We start from the raw sequence: 16,641 nt of genomic DNA on the forward strand, positions 1-16,641 counted from the left end.
CTTGTCATTTTTGGCCTGGGCAGCGTGCGGTTGAGGCGCTTATTCCCTGTACGTACGACGCAGAGGAGCTATCCGTGCCAAAAATGTCTGCGCCCGTTCGACAAGGTTGTAAGGGGAAAGGGGCAGAAATGAAGACAGGCGGGATGCCTGCGGTGGGTGATTATAGCAGCAGCGAGGAGGCCGCCGCCAGAGGGCAAACAGTGGCTTATAATGAGGTTTTCAGCTCAGGATGCATGTGTAATGCAGGAGAGCGGTCTACTGGCGTGCGGCCTGTCTGGACAACAAGGTCGTTGTATCGTGCGTCCGTTTTACCGACAATAATGCGCAATTTGACTTAGAACGCGTTACAGACTGCCCTTTGGCAAAAAGTGCGGCTATGATGAGTAAGTTGCCGTTGCGATTGTGACGGCAACAAGGATTAACACGCGCCCTGCGGAATGGGGCGGGCATGAGAGACAGGAGTACAGGTGCCACGATTTTATGTTTATTGCATGGCGGGCTTATTGCTCGTCGCGCCCGCCTTTGGGGCGGCACCGGTTCGACTACAGCTTGAAGGGCTGACCGGCGAACTGCAAAAAAACGTCAGGGCACGCCTGTCGACCATCAGCAGCGACGAAGTCACCAACGATGGCCGTTTCCGCGCGCGCGTATCGGCCGCTATCAAAGAAGGGCTTCGCGCGCTCGGCTACTATGAGCCTGATATCGACTTTGAATCACGCCCTGCCCCTGCGCAAGGTGGCCGTCCGGTGCTCATCGCGCGCGTGACGCCTGGCCAGCCGGTAAAGATTGCCGGTAGTACGATCATTGTCACCGGTCAGGCGAAAAACGATGCGGACTATAAAAACTGGATCGCCCAGGGCCGCCCTAAAGTTGGCACAATCCTTAATCATGGTCAGTACGATAAATTCAAAAGTGGCTTTACCAACCTGGCGCTGCGCAACGGCTATTTCGATGGCGAATTTGAAAAAAGTCAGTTAGGCGTTTCCGTGGCGCGCCACGAAGCCTTTTGGGATATCGACTACAATAGCGGACCGCGTTACCGCTTCGGCGATGTCACCTTCCAGGGCTCACAGATCCGTGACGCCTATTTGCAAAATCTGGTGCCGTTTAAAAAGGGCGACTATTACAGTTCCCGTGATTTGGCTGAACTGAATCGCCGCCTGTCGGCGACGGGGTGGTTCCAGTCGGTGGTCGTCGCGCCGGAATTTAAAGAGGGACGCAAAACCAAAGTCCTGCCGTTAAATGCGGCCGTTTCCCCTCGGGCAAAAAATATTGTTGAAGCCGGTGTCGGGTATTCGACGGATGTCGGGCCGCGCCTGAAAGGCACCTGGAGAAAGCCCTGGGTTAACGACCGTGGCCACAGCATGATGGCCAGTGCCTATATTTCTGCGCCTGAGCAGCAGGTGGATCTCAGCTACAAAGTTCCGTTACTCAAAAGCCCGCTGGAGCAGTACTACACTTTTTCAGGCGGGCTCAAACGCACCGATCTGAACGACACCAAAGCGGATACCAGCACGCTGGCAGTATCGCGTAACTGGGACAGCAGCAGTGGCTGGCAAAGGGCCGTCAATCTGCGCTGGAGCCTTGACCACTTTACCCAAGGGAATGTCACCAATACCACGATGTTGCTTTATCCCGGCGTCAGTCTGAACCGCACGCGCTCACGCGGTGGCCTGATGCCGACCTGGGGCGACTCGCAGCGTTATTCTGTCGATGTGTCCGATACCACCTGGGGATCGGATGTCGATTTCCTGATCCTGCAGGCGCAAAACGTCTGGATTCGTACGCTGGGCGAAAAGAACCGCTTTATTGCACGCGGCACGGTGGGATGGATTGAAACCAACGACTTCGATAAGGTGCCGCCGGATCTGCGCTTCTTCGCCGGGGGGGACCGCAGTATTCGCGGCTATAAGTACAAAAACGTCTCGCCGCGTGACAGTGATGGCAAACTGACCGGAGCCTCAAAAATGGCCACCGGTTCACTGGAATACCAGTACAACGTCAGCGGAAAATGGTGGGGCGCGGTGTTTGTTGACGCCGGTGAGGCCGTCAATGACATCAGCCAAAGCGATATTAAAACCGGTGCCGGTATCGGCGTGCGCTGGGCATCGCCTGTGGGGCCCATTAAGTTTGATATTGCGCGTCCCATTGGCGACAGGGAGGAGCACGGTTTGCAATTTTACGTAGGATTGGGGCCTGAACTATGAAGCGCTGGAAAAAGGTCCTGACTGGCTTTCTGATTTTTTTGGTCTTGTTGTTGGCTGGCGTGACATTTTTGATTGGTACGACGCCGGGCCTGCATTTAGTGTTAAACGGCGCGTCGCGCTGGGTACCGGGATTATCCATCAACAAAGTGGATGGCGGCTGGCGTAATCTTACGATCAGCGGTCTGCGTTACGACATGCCGGGCGTCAGCGTTAACGCGGGCAATATCCATCTGGCATTAAATCTCAATTGCCTGCTGCACTCGTCGGTCTGCGTCGATGACCTGACGCTAAAAGATATCAGTGTGGTCGTTGACAGTAAAAAGATGACGCCGTCGGCGGCGGCACCCGAAGACGATAACAGCGCGACCAATCTCAGTACGCCGTACCCCATCAGCCTGCGCCACGTCGGGCTGCATAACATCAGTGTGAAAGTCGATGATACCGCGATTTCGCTGGTGGATTTTTCCACCGGCTTACACTGGCAGGCGCGGGCGTTAACGCTGAATCCTACCCACATTCAAAGCCTGTTAATTGCGCTGCCTAAAGCGGCAGCGGTCGCGAAGGAACAGGTGGTCGATCCGAAAGTACAGCAGCCGCAGCCAAACGAGAAGCCGCTGGGCGAAACGCTGCAGGCGATGTTTGCCAAACCCCTGCTACCGACACTGCCGGACTTCCAGTTACCGCTGGATATCGATGTTCAGGACATCGTGGGCGAACAACTGCGCATTACCGGCGATACCGATATCGTTGTGAATCAGCTGCGTGTGAAGGCCAAAACGCTTGACCGCCATATACAACTGCAAACGCTGGACGTGGACTCAAACCTCGGCAGGCTCAACGGCAGCGGCCAGGCCACGCTCGCAGACAACTGGCCCGTTGATTTTGCCCTGAATGGCGATGTGAATGTTGATCCGGTTAAAGGGGAAAAGCTGAGTCTGACCTTACAGGGCGCGATGCGTGACGAGCTGAAGCTGGCGCTCAACCTCTCTGGCCCGGTCAGGGCGCAGCTGGATGCCCGCGCTCAGCCTGCTGTTGCCGGTCTTCCGCTGGCATTAACCCTGACCAGTCCGCAACTGCGCTGGCCGCTCACCGGAGCGGTTCAGTACCAGGCGGACAATCTCGACTATCAGTTCAAAGGCAAGGCGACCGACTACGTGATGTCGCTGCGCACGGCGGTGAAAGGCGAAGCGGTGCCGCCTGCCACGATTACGCTGGACGGTAAAGGGAATAGTGAACAGTTCAGCTTGGACAAGCTGCGTGTGGCAGCGTTACAGGGCACTATCGATCTGACGGCGCTGGTGGACTGGAGCAAAGCCATCAGCTGGCGCAGTGAACTGACGCTGGCGGGCATCAATACCGCCCGCCAGTATCCGGACTGGCCAGCCAGACTGGAGGGTAAAATCACTACGCGCGGCAGCCTGTATGGCGGCAGCTGGCAGCTGAGTGTGCCGCAACTGATGTTGAAGGGTAACGTCAAACAGAACGCGGTCAGTGCGGACGGAACATTACGGGGCAACAGCTACAACCAGTGGGATATTCCGGGTATTAAGATTGCGCTGGGCCGCAATCATCTGGATATCAAAGGCAGTCTGGGCGAAACGCTGAACCTGGATGCCAACGTGGATGCCCCCCATCTTGATAACGCATTGCCGGGGCTGGGCGGTGTGGTCAAAGGGGATATCAAAGCCCGCGGATCGCTGAAAGCCCCTCAGCTGCTGGCGGATCTGACGGCCACTGGCTTACGTTGGCAGCAACTGCTGGTCCGGCGCGTAACGCTGAAAAGCGATGTACGCTCCAGCGACCAGATCGCCGGTAAGCTGCAGTTGCGCGTTGAACAACTGAAGCAGGATGCGCTTAACATTAATCTGTTGACGCTCAATGCTGATGGCGACGAAAAGCAGCATCAGCTTAAACTTAACGTGCAGGGCGAGCCGGTATCGGGTCAGCTCGCGCTGAACGGTAGCTTTGACCGCCAGACGGAGACATGGAAAGGCAGCCTGAACAATACGCGTTTTAATACGCCCGCCGGGGAATGGCGTCTGACGCGCGCTATGGCGATCGACTATGTTAATCAGAAGCAGACTGCGTCAATCGGCCCGCACTGCTGGCAAAACCCCAACGCGCAGCTTTGTGTGCCAGAACCGATTGAAGCCGGCCCCAGCGGTCACGCTCATGTGGTATTAAACCGCTTCGATCTGGCGATGCTAAAACCCTTCCTGACTGACCAGACCCAACTGAGCGGCGTGTTCAGCGGTGATGCCCGCGTTAACTGGACGGCGGATGGCAAACTGCCCGTCGGGACGCTGGCGCTGAAGAGTAATAATGTGAAAGTCGCGCAGGATGTGCAGGGCAATACGCTGCCCATCGCGTTTAACACAATTAATGTCAATGCGGCACTGCGGGACGGACGTGCACAGCTCGACTGGCTGATTCGCCTCGTCAATAACGGCCAACTGGATGGCAATGTGCAGATTACCGATCCGCAACAGCGCCGTGAGCTGGGTGGCAATGTGAATATCCGCAATATCTCGCTGGCGATGATCAATCCCGCCTTAATGCAGGGCGAGAGCATCAAAGGCCTGCTGAACAGCGATCTGCGCCTGGGCGGCACAGTGCAGCAGCCGCAGCTTTTTGGGCAACTGGGTCTGAAAGATGTGAATGTGAAAGGCAACTTCATGCCGGTGGATCTGACCAGTGCCAGTCTGAACATGGTGTTTAACGGCATGAGTTCGACGCTGAATGGCCTGCTACAGACCGCACAGGGCAATATCAACCTGAGCGGCGATGCGGACTGGAGCCAACTGGATAACTGGCGTGCGCGCGTAGCCGCCAAAGGCAGCCGGGTCCGTGTCACGGTGCCGCCAATGGTGCGCATGGATGTGTCGCCGGATGTGGTATTTGAAGCCACGCCAGCCGCCTTTAATCTTGACGGGCGCGTCGATATTCCCTGGGCACGTATCACGGTACAGGAGGTTCCTGAGAGCGCAGTCGGCGTATCGTCTGATGAAGTTATGCTGGATAAAAACCTTAAACCGATTGCGCCTAAAACGGCCTCAATACCGATTAACAGTAACCTGACCATTCATGTTGGAAACGACGTGCGTCTGTCGGCCTTTGGACTGAAAGCCCGTCTGAATGGCGATCTGAAAATGGTCCAGGATAAATCAGGACTGGGACTCAACGGACAGATCAATATTCCATCCGGCCGTTTCCATGCTTACGGTCAGGACTTGATCGTGCGTAAAGGCGAGCTGCAGTTTGCGGGCCCGCCAGACCAGCCTTATCTCAACCTGGAAGCGATTCGTAATCCGGATGCGACCGAGGATGGCGTAACGGCAGGATTGCGCGTTACGGGGCTGGCGGATGAACCGAAAGTGGAAGTGTTCTCCGATCCGGCGATGTCACAGCAGGAGGCCCTTTCTTACCTGTTACGCGGTCAGGGACTGAATAGCGACGGCGACAGTAACGCGTTAACGTCAGCGTTAGTCGGCTTAGGGGTTGCACAAAGTGGGCAGGTTGTGGGTAAAATCGGCGAGACATTCGGTGTCAGTAATCTTGCCCTTGATACGACCGGCGTTGGCGACAGTCAGCAGGTACAGGTCAGTGGCTATGTGTTGCCGGGTCTACAAGTAAAATACGGGGTTGGCATCTTTGATTCACTGGCAACGTTAACCTTACGTTACCGACTGATGCCCAAACTCTATTTGGAAGCCGTGTCCGGTGTGGATCAGGCTCTTGATTTGCTCTATCAGTTTGAGTTTTAGTAATGCGAATAATTGTCTATGGCAGTTTACGGCGCAAACAGGGAAACAGTCACTGGATGACACATGCGCAATGGTTGGGTGATCACCAGATTGAGGGTTATGAACTCTACAGTCTGGGTCACTATCCTGGCGTGATCACGGGCGAAGGAACGGTATATTGCGAAGTCTACCGAATTGATGCCTCTATTCTCGCCGAGTTAGATGCGCTTCGGACCAAAGGTGGTGAGTACAAACGCCATCTGATTCAGACGCCGTTTGGTAGTGCGTGGCTTTATGTCTATCAGCGTTCGGTCGCGGGTCGCCAGCGTATCCAGAGTGGAGACTGGCTGAAGCGTGATGAGGCGTCGGAAGTCTGAATAAAAACACCGTCCAGTTGGACGGTGTTTTTTAACGGTTTACCTCAGGTAAACCTGCGTTAGCCGGGCAGAATTACTTCTTCGCCGCACGCTCAAAAGACGAGACGATCTCGGCTTTGGCTGCTTCGGCGTTATCCCAGCCGTCAACCTTAACCCATTTGCCTTTTTCCAGATCTTTGTAGTGCTCAAAGAAGTGGGTGATCTGCGCACGCAGCAGTTCTGGCAGGTCGTTCACATCTTTGATGTGATCGTACTCTTTAGTGAGTTTGGTGTGCGGGACAGCAACCAGTTTGGCATCTTCGCCAGACTCGTCGGTCATTTTTAACACGCCAACCGGACGGCAGCGGATCACTGAGCCGGGCTCCAGTGGGTACGGTGTTGGAACCAGTACGTCTACCGGGTCACCATCCAGCGACAGCGTATTGTTGATGTAACCATAGTTGCATGGATAGAACATTGCCGTAGACATAAAGCGATCCACAAACAGGGCTCCAGAATCTTTATCAACTTCATATTTGATCGGATCGGCATTCGCCGGGATCTCAATAATTACGTAGATATCTTCTGGCAGGTCTTTACCTGCTGGCACCTGGTTCAAACTCATCGGGTATTCCTTCAGTCGTCGTATGTTGAGTGTCGGCTATTATAGCCAACTGACTGTGAAAGTACGCCCCCTTTTTGGCGTTTCAGAATGCTCCTCAACGCTATTTGGCCGTGACAAACAGGGATACAATGCCCGCAGCAATCAGTGGCCCTACCGGAACGCCACGGAAAAACGCCACGCCGATTACTGTTCCTATCAGCAATCCGCCAATGACGGAAGGCTGTACACTCATAAAACTCACGCCGCGCCCGCCCAACCAGGCCACGAAAATGCCTACCAAAATCGCGACAATCGACTGCCAGTTGGCAAAGGATTTCAGCAGGGATGACGCAGGCAGCGAACCACTGGCCAGCGGGGCCATTACGGCTACGGTAAGGATAATAATGCCCACTGTAATGCCCTGTTTTTCCACATAAGGAAAGAATTGCGACAGCGGTGTCATTTTGATGATCAGCAGGATCAGAATGGACAGGGTCACGGCGGTGTTATGGACGAAGTAACTCAGTACAGCAAGGCAGATCAAGATCAGCGTGGAGGCGTAAGCAACCATAGTTTTTCCCTGAAAATGAATGAAGACAGTTATGACTGACTTTAAAGGGTTACATTAATCAACAATCGTCGGGGTTCGCGCAACTGCCAGTGGCTAAAGATTGCAGCTGTAGAGTTTGATTGCGGACCAGCGCGGTGCTCTGGGTGGCCAGCGCAACGGGGCCGAGAGTGCCCTGCGTGTTGAGTTGGCTGCGGCTCACCGCTAACCAGGCTTCCCGGTAACGCAGCCAGGCGCGCTGGGCGATACGCAGTTTCTCTCTGGGTTCTCCGCTTAATTTTTTCATCAATGCACTGTACTGCGCGTTCATTTCCGCGTCCCATTGCTGGGTTGCCGTATCCTGACATTGCATCAAGGCCAGCGTGGTATCGGCTTGATTAAGGCATTGATTTAACGTGACATCAATGGTGGACTGCTCAGCCACTGCAAGCTTACAACTCAAGAGCGCTATCAACATTACCCTTTTTTTCATCGATTTCCCCTTTGTTTCCTTAACAAAATACCTTCAATTTCATTAACAGGTTAGCGGCAAGCACGGGATTAATCATTCACAGGCGTTAAAGTTTGCGAATCCCGATGCCGATACTTTCTCCGTTTAAGGGTTGTCGAAATTATTTCGCCTTTTACTATTCATACGGAAACGATCAAGATGAAACAGTTATCACTACGCACGGGGTTGCTGGCGTTGCTGGCATTCATGACACTGCTGTTGTTGGCGGTGAGTGTGATGGGCATTGTGGCAATCAACAAGGGCAACCGCTCGCTGGATGTAATTAACCGCATTCAGGGGATTGAGTTAAACAGTCTGTATCGCAGTAACGCCGATTTAATGCGTGCGCGTGCCAGTGCCGCGCTTGCAGTACGCAAGATTGAGATTGGTTTACTGGATGAGGGCGCGCAGGTCACCAAAACGGCGCAGGCCGATGTCGAGTCCTCTCAGCGCAATTTAAAACGTTTTGTGGATGCCGGAACCGTGACGGCGGAAGGCAAAATCATGGCTGATGCCATTGCATCAAGCTATAAGGATTACCTTGATCAGGGCATCCTGCCGATGATGAAGGCGCTCGACAAGCAGTATAACGATGAATATTACCAACTGCTGGAAGGTAAACTGGAGCCTTTATCCGCGAAGTACACCAAAGCGGTTGAGACCTTTGGCGCGAAAGCCGACGAAATTACCCAGGCACAGTTAGTTGAAGCTCAGCGCAATGAAATCATGATGAAAGTGCTGATCGCCGTGGCGGTGGGGCTCTCCGTGCTGCTGCTGGTACTGGCCTGGGTGCTGCTGCGCCGCATGTTACTGACGCCGTTGAACAAGGCGATTATTCACCTTGAGCAGGTGGCGGCGGGCGATCTGTCTCAACCGTTGCCGCTGGCGGGCAACAACGAACTGGGTCGTCTTAACAATGCGCTGGCGGGCATGCAGCAGGCTCTGCGTGACTCGGTGAATAAGGTGCGTGAGGCCGGGCTGAAAATCGACAGCGGCAGCCGCGAGCTGGCGGCGGGCAACGTTCACCTTTCTCAACGTACCGAAGAATCCGCCGCGTCGCTGGAGCAAACGGCGGCCAGTATGGAACAGTTGACCGCAACGGTTCGTCTGAACGCCAGTAACGCGCAGCAGGCTCACCAGTTGGCGAATGCCGTTTCTGACAGTGCCGATCGCGGGGCGGAAGTGGTGAACTACGTGATGGAAAAAATGCGTGAGATCACCGAGAGCGCCAATCGCATCGGCGATATTCTGAGCGTGATCGACGGCATTGCCTTCCAGACCAACATTCTGGCGTTAAACGCCGCCGTGGAAGCGGCACGTGCCGGTGAACAGGGGCGCGGTTTCGCCGTCGTCGCGAATGAGGTGCGCACCCTGGCGCAGCGCAGTGCCAGCGCGGCGAAAGAGATTCGCACGCTGATCAGCGATTCACAGACGCGGGTGAAAGAGGGCAGTGAAATGGCCACGCGTGCAGGCGAAACCATGGATGACATCGCGGGTGAAGTCATGCGCGTGACGGCACTGATGAAAGAGATTTCGATGGCTTCAGAAGAGCAAAGTCGGGGCATCGATCAGGTCAACCATGCGGTGACGCAGATGGATGAAGCGGCGCAGCAGAACGCAGCGCTGGTGGAGCAGGCCACCGCCGCCACGCATTCACTGGAGGCGCAGTCAGAGCAGTTGCAGGCTGCTATGGCGCTGTTCCGGCTTCAGCAGGCATAAGACAAAATAAGGGCGCGACACCCGCGCCCTTTATGTTTAGCCCTGACGACACTCCGGGAACTCTGCCAGGAAGCGCTCTACGTCATCCACCATGGCGGTGTTGCCACAGTAGAACGGGCAGCGCTGATGCAGCGTTACGGGGGGAATATCCAGAATACGGTTTTGCCCGTCGCTGGCTTTACCGCCCGCCTGCTCGGCCAGGAAGGCCATGGGGTTGCACTCATACAGCAGGCGCAGTTTACCCTTCGGATGGCTGGCCGTGCTGGGGTAAAGGTAGATACCGCCTTTCAGCAGGTTACGATGGAAATCCGCCACCAGTGAACCGATGTAGCGTGAGGTGTAAGGACGGTGCGTTGCCACATCCTCTTCCTGACAAAATTTCAGGTATTTTTTCACGCCCTGCGGGAAACGAATGTAGTTACCTTCGTTAATGGAATAGGTGTAGCCCACTTCCGGATACGTCATCCGTTCGTGACTGAGGCAGAACACGCCCAGTGACGGATCGTAGGTAAACGCGTGTACACCACAACCGGTGGTGTAAACCATCATGGTAGACGAACCGTAAACCACATAACCGGCCGCGACCTGTTTGTTGCCCGGCTGCATGAAGTCCGCTTCGACGACCGGTGTGCCGGGTTCACTGACGCGACGATAGATTGAGAAAATGGTGCCGACAGAGACGTTAACGTCGATGTTTGATGATCCATCCAGCGGATCCATCAAGACCACGTACTTGCCGTTTTCCTCGCCCTCAAAGATGACAAACTCGTCCTCTTCTTCAGAAGCGATACCGGCAACGATACCGCGCGCTTTCAGTGCGGCTTTGAGTTTTTCGTTGGCGAACAGATCCAGTTTCATCTGCTGTTCACCCTGAACATTCTCGACGCCGCTGGCCCCCAGGATATCCACTAAACCGGCTTTGTTAATATCGCGGTGGATAATTTTGGCACCCAGCTTAATCGCTGAGATAAGCGCCGTCAGTTCACCTGTAGCGTGCGGAAAGTCGTGTTGCTTCTCGACGATAAATTCGCCCAACGTTTTCATAACACATTCCCTGAATCATCGATGGAGTGGCAGCGGCATACTTCACTGCCGACGGATGCGTACGCAGTTTAGCCGATTGAACTTCAAAAACCATAGTCCTAATCCGTTTCTTCCGCTCGCAACCGAGGTTACACTGTGCGCCGAACTTTTGAGTTATGGACGTTTTTATGCGCATTCACATCCTCGGGATATGTGGCACGTTTATGGGCGGGCTGGCGATGCTGGCACGCTCCCTTGGCCATCAGGTGACAGGCTCAGATGCCAATGTTTATCCGCCGATGAGCACCCTGCTGGAACAGCAAGGTATTGAATTAACAGAGGGTTATGACGCCAGTCAGCTTGATCCTCAACCAGACCTGGTCATCATCGGCAATGCCATGACGCGCGGTAATCCCTGTGTGGAAGCGGTTCTGGAACGCAACATTCCCTACCTTTCAGGTCCCCAATGGCTGCATGATTTCGTGCTGCGTGACCGGTGGGTGCTGGCCGTGGCCGGCACGCACGGTAAAACCACGACGGCAGGCATGGCAGCGTGGATTCTGGAGGCGTGTGGTCTGGAACCGGGCTTTATTATCGGCGGTGTACCCGGCAACTTCGATGTTTCAGCAAAATTAGGAAAAAGCCCATTCTTTGTGATTGAGGCTGACGAATATGACTGCGCGTTTTTCGATAAGCGCTCTAAATTCGTTCATTACTGCCCACGTACGCTGATTCTGAATAACCTGGAATTCGATCATGCGGATATTTTTGATGATCTGCGGGCGATCCAGAAACAGTTCCATCACCTGGTGCGCATCGTGCCGGGCCAGGGGAAGATCCTGCTGCCGGAGCACGATCATAACCTGAAGCAGGTAATGGCGATGGGCTGCTGGAGCGAGCAGGAACATGTCGGCGACGGCGGTCACTGGCAGGCGAAAAAACTGACGCCTGACGCCTCACACTGGGAAGTCTGGCTGGACGGCAACAAAGTGGGTGAAGTGAACTGGGCACTGGTCGGCGAACACAACATGCACAATGGTTTAATGGCCATTGCGGCAGCCCGTCATGTTGGCGTGAAACCCGAGGATGCCAGCCAGGCACTGGACAGCTTTATCAATGCCCGTCGTCGTCTGGAACTGCGCGGCGAGGTCAACGGCATCAAGATCTATGATGATTTTGCCCATCATCCGACCGCGATTCTTGCCACGCTGAGCGCGCTGCGCAGCAAAGTGGGCGGGACGGCGCGTATCCTGGCCGTGCTCGAACCGCGTTCAAACACCATGAAAATGGGCGTGAATAAAAATGAACTTGCCCCGTCACTGGCGCGTGCCGACGAAGTGTTTCTGTTCCAGCCGAGCCATATTCCCTGGCAGGTCGCGGATGTCGCAGAAGCCTGCATGCAGCCTGCGCACTGCAGCGCGGATATTGATGCGCTGGTAGAAACGATCGCCAAAACGGCGCAGCCGGGCGATTCCATCCTGGTAATGAGCAACGGGGGCTTTGGTGGGATTCATCAGAAGCTGCTGGATCGTCTGGCTCGTTAACCGGTAGCCGATCCTTTTCTCCCCGAACGAGGGGAGAGAAAACCCTGCGGCTGGGCACTGCTCAGCCGCACATCACCGCCAGGGTCAGACGGCTTCTGCTAATTCGCGCAGGTACTGAAAAATCTGACGGGCAGATTTTGGCGGTTTGTTACCCGCTTTTTCCTTCTGTGCATTACGAATCATGCTACGCAGTTGCTGACGATCGGCCTGAGGATAAAGGGCAAGCACGTCGGTCATCGCCTCATCGCCTTCTTCAATCAGGCGATCGCGCAGCATTTCCAGCTTGTGAAACAGCGCAACCTGCTGGTTATGGCGGTTTTTAAGCTTATCCAGTGCGGTACGAATCGGTTCAACGTCGATGCTGCGCAGCAGCTTACCAATTAACTGTAACTGACGGCGGCGGCCTTCTTTCTTAATACGCTGCGCCAGTTCAATCTCGGTACGCAAACGCTCATCCAGCGGAATTTTATCCAGCGAGTTTTTCCCCAGGTCGACCAGTTCGGCCCCCAGGCGTTTCAGCTCTTCAGCATCGCGTTTGATTTCGCTCTTACTAACCCAAATAATCTCTTCATCTTCTTCTTCGTGATTATCGGGCACATCATCGAGCCACTCTTCAGGCTGCTTAGTCATATCTGGCTCCAAAAAAAAGAGGCTAATCCTACCAGTTTATCGGGTGACTGCGAAATTGTTCTCTGACTCTGATAGACTCAAATTATTCAACCATAAGATTAGACGGCAGGTCGATGAACGTATCAACTCAAGTTGCAGAACAGCGAAAAGCACTGGAACAGGCAATTGCACAGGCGCTTGAACTGGCAAAAGCAAGTACGGATGGCGCGGAAGTCGCGGTGAGCAAGACCACCGGTATTGGTGTCAGTACCCGTTACGGCGAAGTGGAAAACGTCGAATTCAACAGTGATGGCGCACTGGGCATCACTGTTTACCACCAAAACCGCAAAGGCAGTGCGTCATCGACCGATCTCACCCCGGATGCCATTAAACGAACCGTGCAGGCGGCGATTGATATTGCACGCTATACCTCGCCGGATCCCTTTGCCGGCCCGGCGGATGCCGAACTGCTGGCTTATGACGCACCGGATCTGGATCTCTACCATCCGTGGGAGATCGATGCCGATTATGCTATCCAGCTGGCGGCACAGGCAGAGCAGGCGGCATTGCAGGCAGACAAACGCATCACCAATACTGAAGGCGGTAGTTTTAACAGTCATGTCGGTATCAAAGTCTTTGGTAACAGCCACGGCATGCTGCAAAGCTACTGTTCCAGCCGTCATTCGCTGTCCAGCTGCGTCATTGCTGAGCAGGACGGCAATATGGAGCGTGATTATGCGTACACCATTGGCCGCGCCATTGAGGACTTAAAGAGCGCGGACTGGGTTGGGGCAGAGTGCGCTCGCCGGACGCTGTCGCGCCTGGCACCGCGTAAGCTCGATACCATGAAAGCGCCGGTCATTTTTGCGCCGGAAGTCGCGACCGGCCTGTTCGGCCATCTGGTCGGCGCTATCAGCGGCAGCAGCGTCTATCGTAAATCCACATTCTTACTGGATGCGATGGGCAAACAGATTCTGCCTGAATGGCTGACCATTCAGGAGCAGCCGCATCTGTTAAAAGGCCTGGCCTCCACGCCGTTTGACAGCGAAGGCGTACGTACACAGGCCCGCGACATCATTAAAGATGGCGTGCTGCAAACCTGGCTGATGACCAGCTATTCTGCGCGCAAGCTGGGCCTGACCAGCACCGGTCACGCGGGCGGCATTCATAACTGGCGCATCGCCGGTCAGGGTCACAGCTTCAACGACATGCTGAAGCAGATGGGCACCGGGCTGGTCGTGACCGAACTGATGGGACAGGGCGTCAGCGCCATCACGGGCGATTATTCGCGTGGCGCAGCCGGTTTCTGGGTGGAGAATGGCGAGATTCAGTATCCGGTAAGTGAAATTACGATTGCAGGTAACTTAGGCGATATGTGGCGGAACATTGTTACCGTAGGCGATGACATTGAAACCCGCAGCAATATTCAGTGTGGTTCTGTTTTGTTACCCGAAATGTATATTGCCGGACAGTAAAATCTCTTTTAAGTTGTGTAGGCGATAGCAAGCGGAGGGCATCGACCCTCCGCTTTTTTATAAGCAGCGTTTTCACAATAAAAAGGAAGCTGAGCATGCGTAAAGCGTTTATGTCGTTGTTAGCTGTTGCCTTGTTATCTGTTAATGTCACCGCCGGTGCGGCTTCTCTTGAGCACGATATGAAAGAGATGGCGGGTATTTACAAGTCGCTGGATGGGGCGAAAAGCGCCGATCAGCTGCACAAAATGTTAAGTGATTTGCGCGCCAAAGCCGAAGATGCCAAAAAAGGCACCCCGGACAAACTGGAAGGCAAAGCACCGGACAGCCCGGAAATGAAAGACTTTCACAAAGGCATGGATGATTTGATTGCCCAGATTGATAAAGCCGATGCACTGGCTAAGCAGGGCAAGCTGGATGAAGCCAAAGCAGAAGCGCAAAAACTGGCTGCTATCCGTAACGAAAACCACAAGAAGTTCCGCTAAACCCACGCTAACCCCGGCACTGCCGGGGTTAATTATTCCGCCCCCTCATCGCCACCCGGCTTAGCCAGGATCACTTCAACCTGATGGGTTTTCAGCAGGTTTTGCAGCGCCGTACCCGGCAGTTTATCGGTGAACAGGGCTGTCGCCTGCGCCACGCTGCCCATCTCCACCGCGGCCGAGGCCTGGAATTTAGTATGATCGGCGGCGAGCAATATATGACGCGAATGCGCCATCATCGTTTGTGCAACGTTGGCCTCATTGACGTCAAATTCCAGCAGCGCACCGTCACTCTCAATGGCGCCCATGCTGGTGACGAGATAATCCGCCCGGAAACTGGCCACAAAGGCCGTGGTCACCGGACCAATAATGCCACCATTGTGTGGGCGCAACGTGCCGCCGGGCACCATGACTTCAAACTGGGGGCATTTATACAGAATATGTGCCACCCGCAGGCTGTTGGTGATAACCCGCAGATGCTTATGGTTCATCAGGGCGCGGGCCACATGCTCCACGGTAGTGCCAATCGTAATAAACACCGTGGAACCATCAGGAATGTAGTCAGCGATGGCGTCAGCGATAGATCGTTTTTCATCGGTTTGTGAGACTTCGCGCTGTTCAAAGGCGGTATTGACCACGCTGGATGCGCGGCCTGCGCCGCCATGATGACGGGTAATCAATCCCTGTTCGCTGAGTTTGCGAATGTCGCGGCGTACCGTTTGCGTCGACACATCCAGTAGCACCGCAAGTTCATCAATATTCATGTAGCCACGTTCGGCGATCAGGCTGAGTAAACGATCGTGGCGAGGATTACCGGTTACGTCCGTAAGGATCATGAGCTGCTCTCTGAAGACCACTTTGGCTGTCAGTTTAACCATTAACTGACATAAAAGAACAGGTTTGCTCATAATCGGGAATACCGGCCCGGCCACCCGGGCGCGTACATTTTAAGGCCGCGACAGCGCTGGCAAAGCGCACCGCTTCCGCCACGGCGGGCTTTTGGGCCAGCCTGAATGCCAGTGCGCCATGAAACACATCGCCGGCACCGGTCGTGTCGACCACCCTGACATGAAAAGCTGGCTGATGCTGTAATGTGCCCGCATCAAGCCAGAGGCAACCCTGAACGCCTTGTGTCACATAGACATGGCCTTTTGTGAGCATTTGTGCTTTTTTCAGCGCACTGGCGTCACTTTCCATACCGGTCAGACGCTGCAAACCGGGTGCGGAAAACGCCGCGTGGTCGCTCAGCGTTACCAGTTCAGCAATGTTTTGTGGCGTCACATCGCCATCCAGAATGGTGGGAACGCCGGACCTGCGTGCCAGCGTAAAGGCGCATTTTGCGCCCTGATGCCAGCGGACATCCGCCAGCACGGCATCCCACTGAGAAAAATCGATTTCCGTTAGCCAGTCGGCCTCGTCGGGTAAATCCGGGCTGGGATAGTTGGCGATGATACGTTCGCCTTCAGCATCCACAAGAATGGCAGATTGCGAGGAGCGGGCAGCGTTAAAAATCTTTGTATAACGTGTATTTACGCCGTAACTGTTTAACTCGGACAGCAGCCTTTTCCCGGTGTCATCGTCCCCGACCCGGCCAATAAAATCTACCTGCGCACCCAACTTTGCAGCCGCGACGGCTGCCGTGGCCGCCGGGCCACCGCCGACTTCCCGATAGTTGCTGGCGACATATTTTCCGCCCTGATGCGGTAACGTTTCCAGGTACCAGATGCGATCCAGTACGGTAATCCCTACACAAGCTATGCGCGTCATCACTCTTCCTCAGACATTTTCTCGTGCTGTCATTTTAATTTCATCAAATGTTTTAAA

14 protein-coding genes are annotated in these 16,641 nt (G+C 54.7%); 7 read left to right on the forward strand and 7 right to left on the reverse strand.

Annotated elements, in window-relative coordinates; translation table 11 throughout:
* Window positions 1-491: 491 nt before the first annotated feature.
* Genes C1N59_RS02620 through C1N59_RS02630 form a run of 3 tightly spaced genes read left to right on the forward strand, consistent with a single transcriptional unit; the run spans window position 492 to window position 6,327 of the window.
* Entirely contained in the window at window positions 492-2,207 is a 1,716-nt protein-coding gene (locus C1N59_RS02620; protein WP_172677636.1) for an autotransporter assembly complex protein TamA, read from the forward strand.
* Window positions 2,204-5,971: an autotransporter assembly complex protein TamB gene (locus C1N59_RS02625; RefSeq protein ID WP_054686986.1), complete on the forward strand. Its 3,768-nt coding sequence runs from the start codon at window positions 2,204-2,206 to the stop codon at window positions 5,969-5,971. The genes C1N59_RS02620 and C1N59_RS02625 overlap by 4 nt, the downstream gene beginning before the upstream one ends.
* 2 nt (window positions 5,972-5,973) lie before the next feature.
* The gene (locus C1N59_RS02630; protein WP_006118351.1) at window positions 5,974-6,327 is read left to right on the forward strand and encodes a gamma-glutamylcyclotransferase family protein; all 354 of its coding nucleotides are present in this window, start codon (window positions 5,974-5,976) and stop codon (window positions 6,325-6,327) included.
* A 73-nt stretch (window positions 6,328-6,400) separates the two neighbouring features.
* Here the strand turns inward: C1N59_RS02630 and ppa are convergent, their stop codons facing one another.
* The 3 genes from ppa to C1N59_RS02645 all read right to left on the reverse strand — a co-directional run bounded on the left by ppa (window position 6,401) and on the right by C1N59_RS02645 (window position 7,950).
* Window positions 6,401-6,931 (reverse strand): inorganic diphosphatase, encoded by a 531-nt coding sequence (gene ppa, locus C1N59_RS02635; protein ID WP_006118350.1) that lies wholly within the window; start codon window positions 6,929-6,931, stop codon window positions 6,401-6,403.
* 100 nt (window positions 6,932-7,031) lie between these two features.
* Window positions 7,032-7,481, reverse strand: a complete 450-nt coding sequence (locus C1N59_RS02640) for a DUF441 domain-containing protein (protein WP_039341815.1) — start codon at window positions 7,479-7,481, stop codon at window positions 7,032-7,034.
* A 58-nt stretch (window positions 7,482-7,539) separates the two neighbouring features.
* Window positions 7,540-7,950, reverse strand: a complete 411-nt coding sequence (locus C1N59_RS02645) for a lysozyme inhibitor LprI family protein (RefSeq protein ID WP_058708628.1) — start codon at window positions 7,948-7,950, stop codon at window positions 7,540-7,542.
* A gap of 177 nt (window positions 7,951-8,127) precedes the next feature.
* Between C1N59_RS02645 and C1N59_RS02650 the strand changes: the two genes are divergently transcribed.
* Window positions 8,128-9,687, forward strand: a complete 1,560-nt coding sequence (locus tag C1N59_RS02650; RefSeq protein ID WP_054633026.1) for a methyl-accepting chemotaxis protein — start codon at window positions 8,128-8,130, stop codon at window positions 9,685-9,687.
* Between the two features lie 36 nt (window positions 9,688-9,723).
* Here the strand turns inward: C1N59_RS02650 and fbp are convergent, their stop codons facing one another.
* Window positions 9,724-10,731, reverse strand: a complete 1,008-nt coding sequence (fbp, locus tag C1N59_RS02655; protein ID WP_006118345.1) for a class 1 fructose-bisphosphatase — start codon at window positions 10,729-10,731, stop codon at window positions 9,724-9,726.
* Window positions 10,732-10,898: 167 nt separating this feature from the next.
* On the opposite strand from fbp, the gene mpl reads away from it, so the two are divergent.
* Window positions 10,899-12,254 (forward strand): UDP-N-acetylmuramate:L-alanyl-gamma-D-glutamyl-meso-diaminopimelate ligase, encoded by a 1,356-nt coding sequence (gene mpl, locus C1N59_RS02660; protein ID WP_033740016.1) that lies wholly within the window; start codon window positions 10,899-10,901, stop codon window positions 12,252-12,254.
* 84 nt (window positions 12,255-12,338) lie between these two features.
* On the opposite strand, the gene yjgA is transcribed toward mpl, so the two are convergent.
* Window positions 12,339-12,884 carry a ribosome biogenesis factor YjgA gene (yjgA, locus tag C1N59_RS02665; protein ID WP_033740015.1) on the reverse strand — a complete coding sequence of 182 codons (546 nt, stop codon included), beginning with the start codon at window positions 12,882-12,884 and terminating at the stop codon, window positions 12,339-12,341.
* 113 nt (window positions 12,885-12,997) lie between these two features.
* Here yjgA and pmbA point away from each other — a divergent pair, with 113 nt between their 5' ends.
* Both pmbA and cybC read left to right on the forward strand, forming a co-directional pair.
* Window positions 12,998-14,338 carry a metalloprotease PmbA gene (gene pmbA / locus C1N59_RS02670; protein ID WP_394550262.1) on the forward strand — a complete coding sequence of 447 codons (1,341 nt, stop codon included), beginning with the start codon at window positions 12,998-13,000 and terminating at the stop codon, window positions 14,336-14,338.
* A 95-nt stretch (window positions 14,339-14,433) separates the two neighbouring features.
* Window positions 14,434-14,820 (forward strand): cytochrome b562, encoded by a 387-nt coding sequence (gene cybC / locus C1N59_RS02675; RefSeq protein WP_054633028.1) that lies wholly within the window; start codon window positions 14,434-14,436, stop codon window positions 14,818-14,820.
* A gap of 32 nt (window positions 14,821-14,852) precedes the next feature.
* Here cybC and C1N59_RS02680 read toward each other — a convergent pair whose 3' ends face one another.
* A complete protein-coding gene (locus C1N59_RS02680; RefSeq protein WP_133745666.1) occupies window positions 14,853-15,653 on the reverse strand; it encodes a DeoR/GlpR family DNA-binding transcription regulator in 801 nt (266 codons plus the stop codon).
* Window positions 15,654-15,687: 34 nt separating this feature from the next.
* Window positions 15,688-16,584 (reverse strand): sugar kinase, encoded by an 897-nt coding sequence (locus C1N59_RS02685; RefSeq protein ID WP_054686988.1) that lies wholly within the window; start codon window positions 16,582-16,584, stop codon window positions 15,688-15,690.
* Between the last annotated feature and the right edge of the window lie 57 nt (window positions 16,585-16,641).

The organism is Pantoea sp. SGAir0183, from assembly GCF_043545505.1.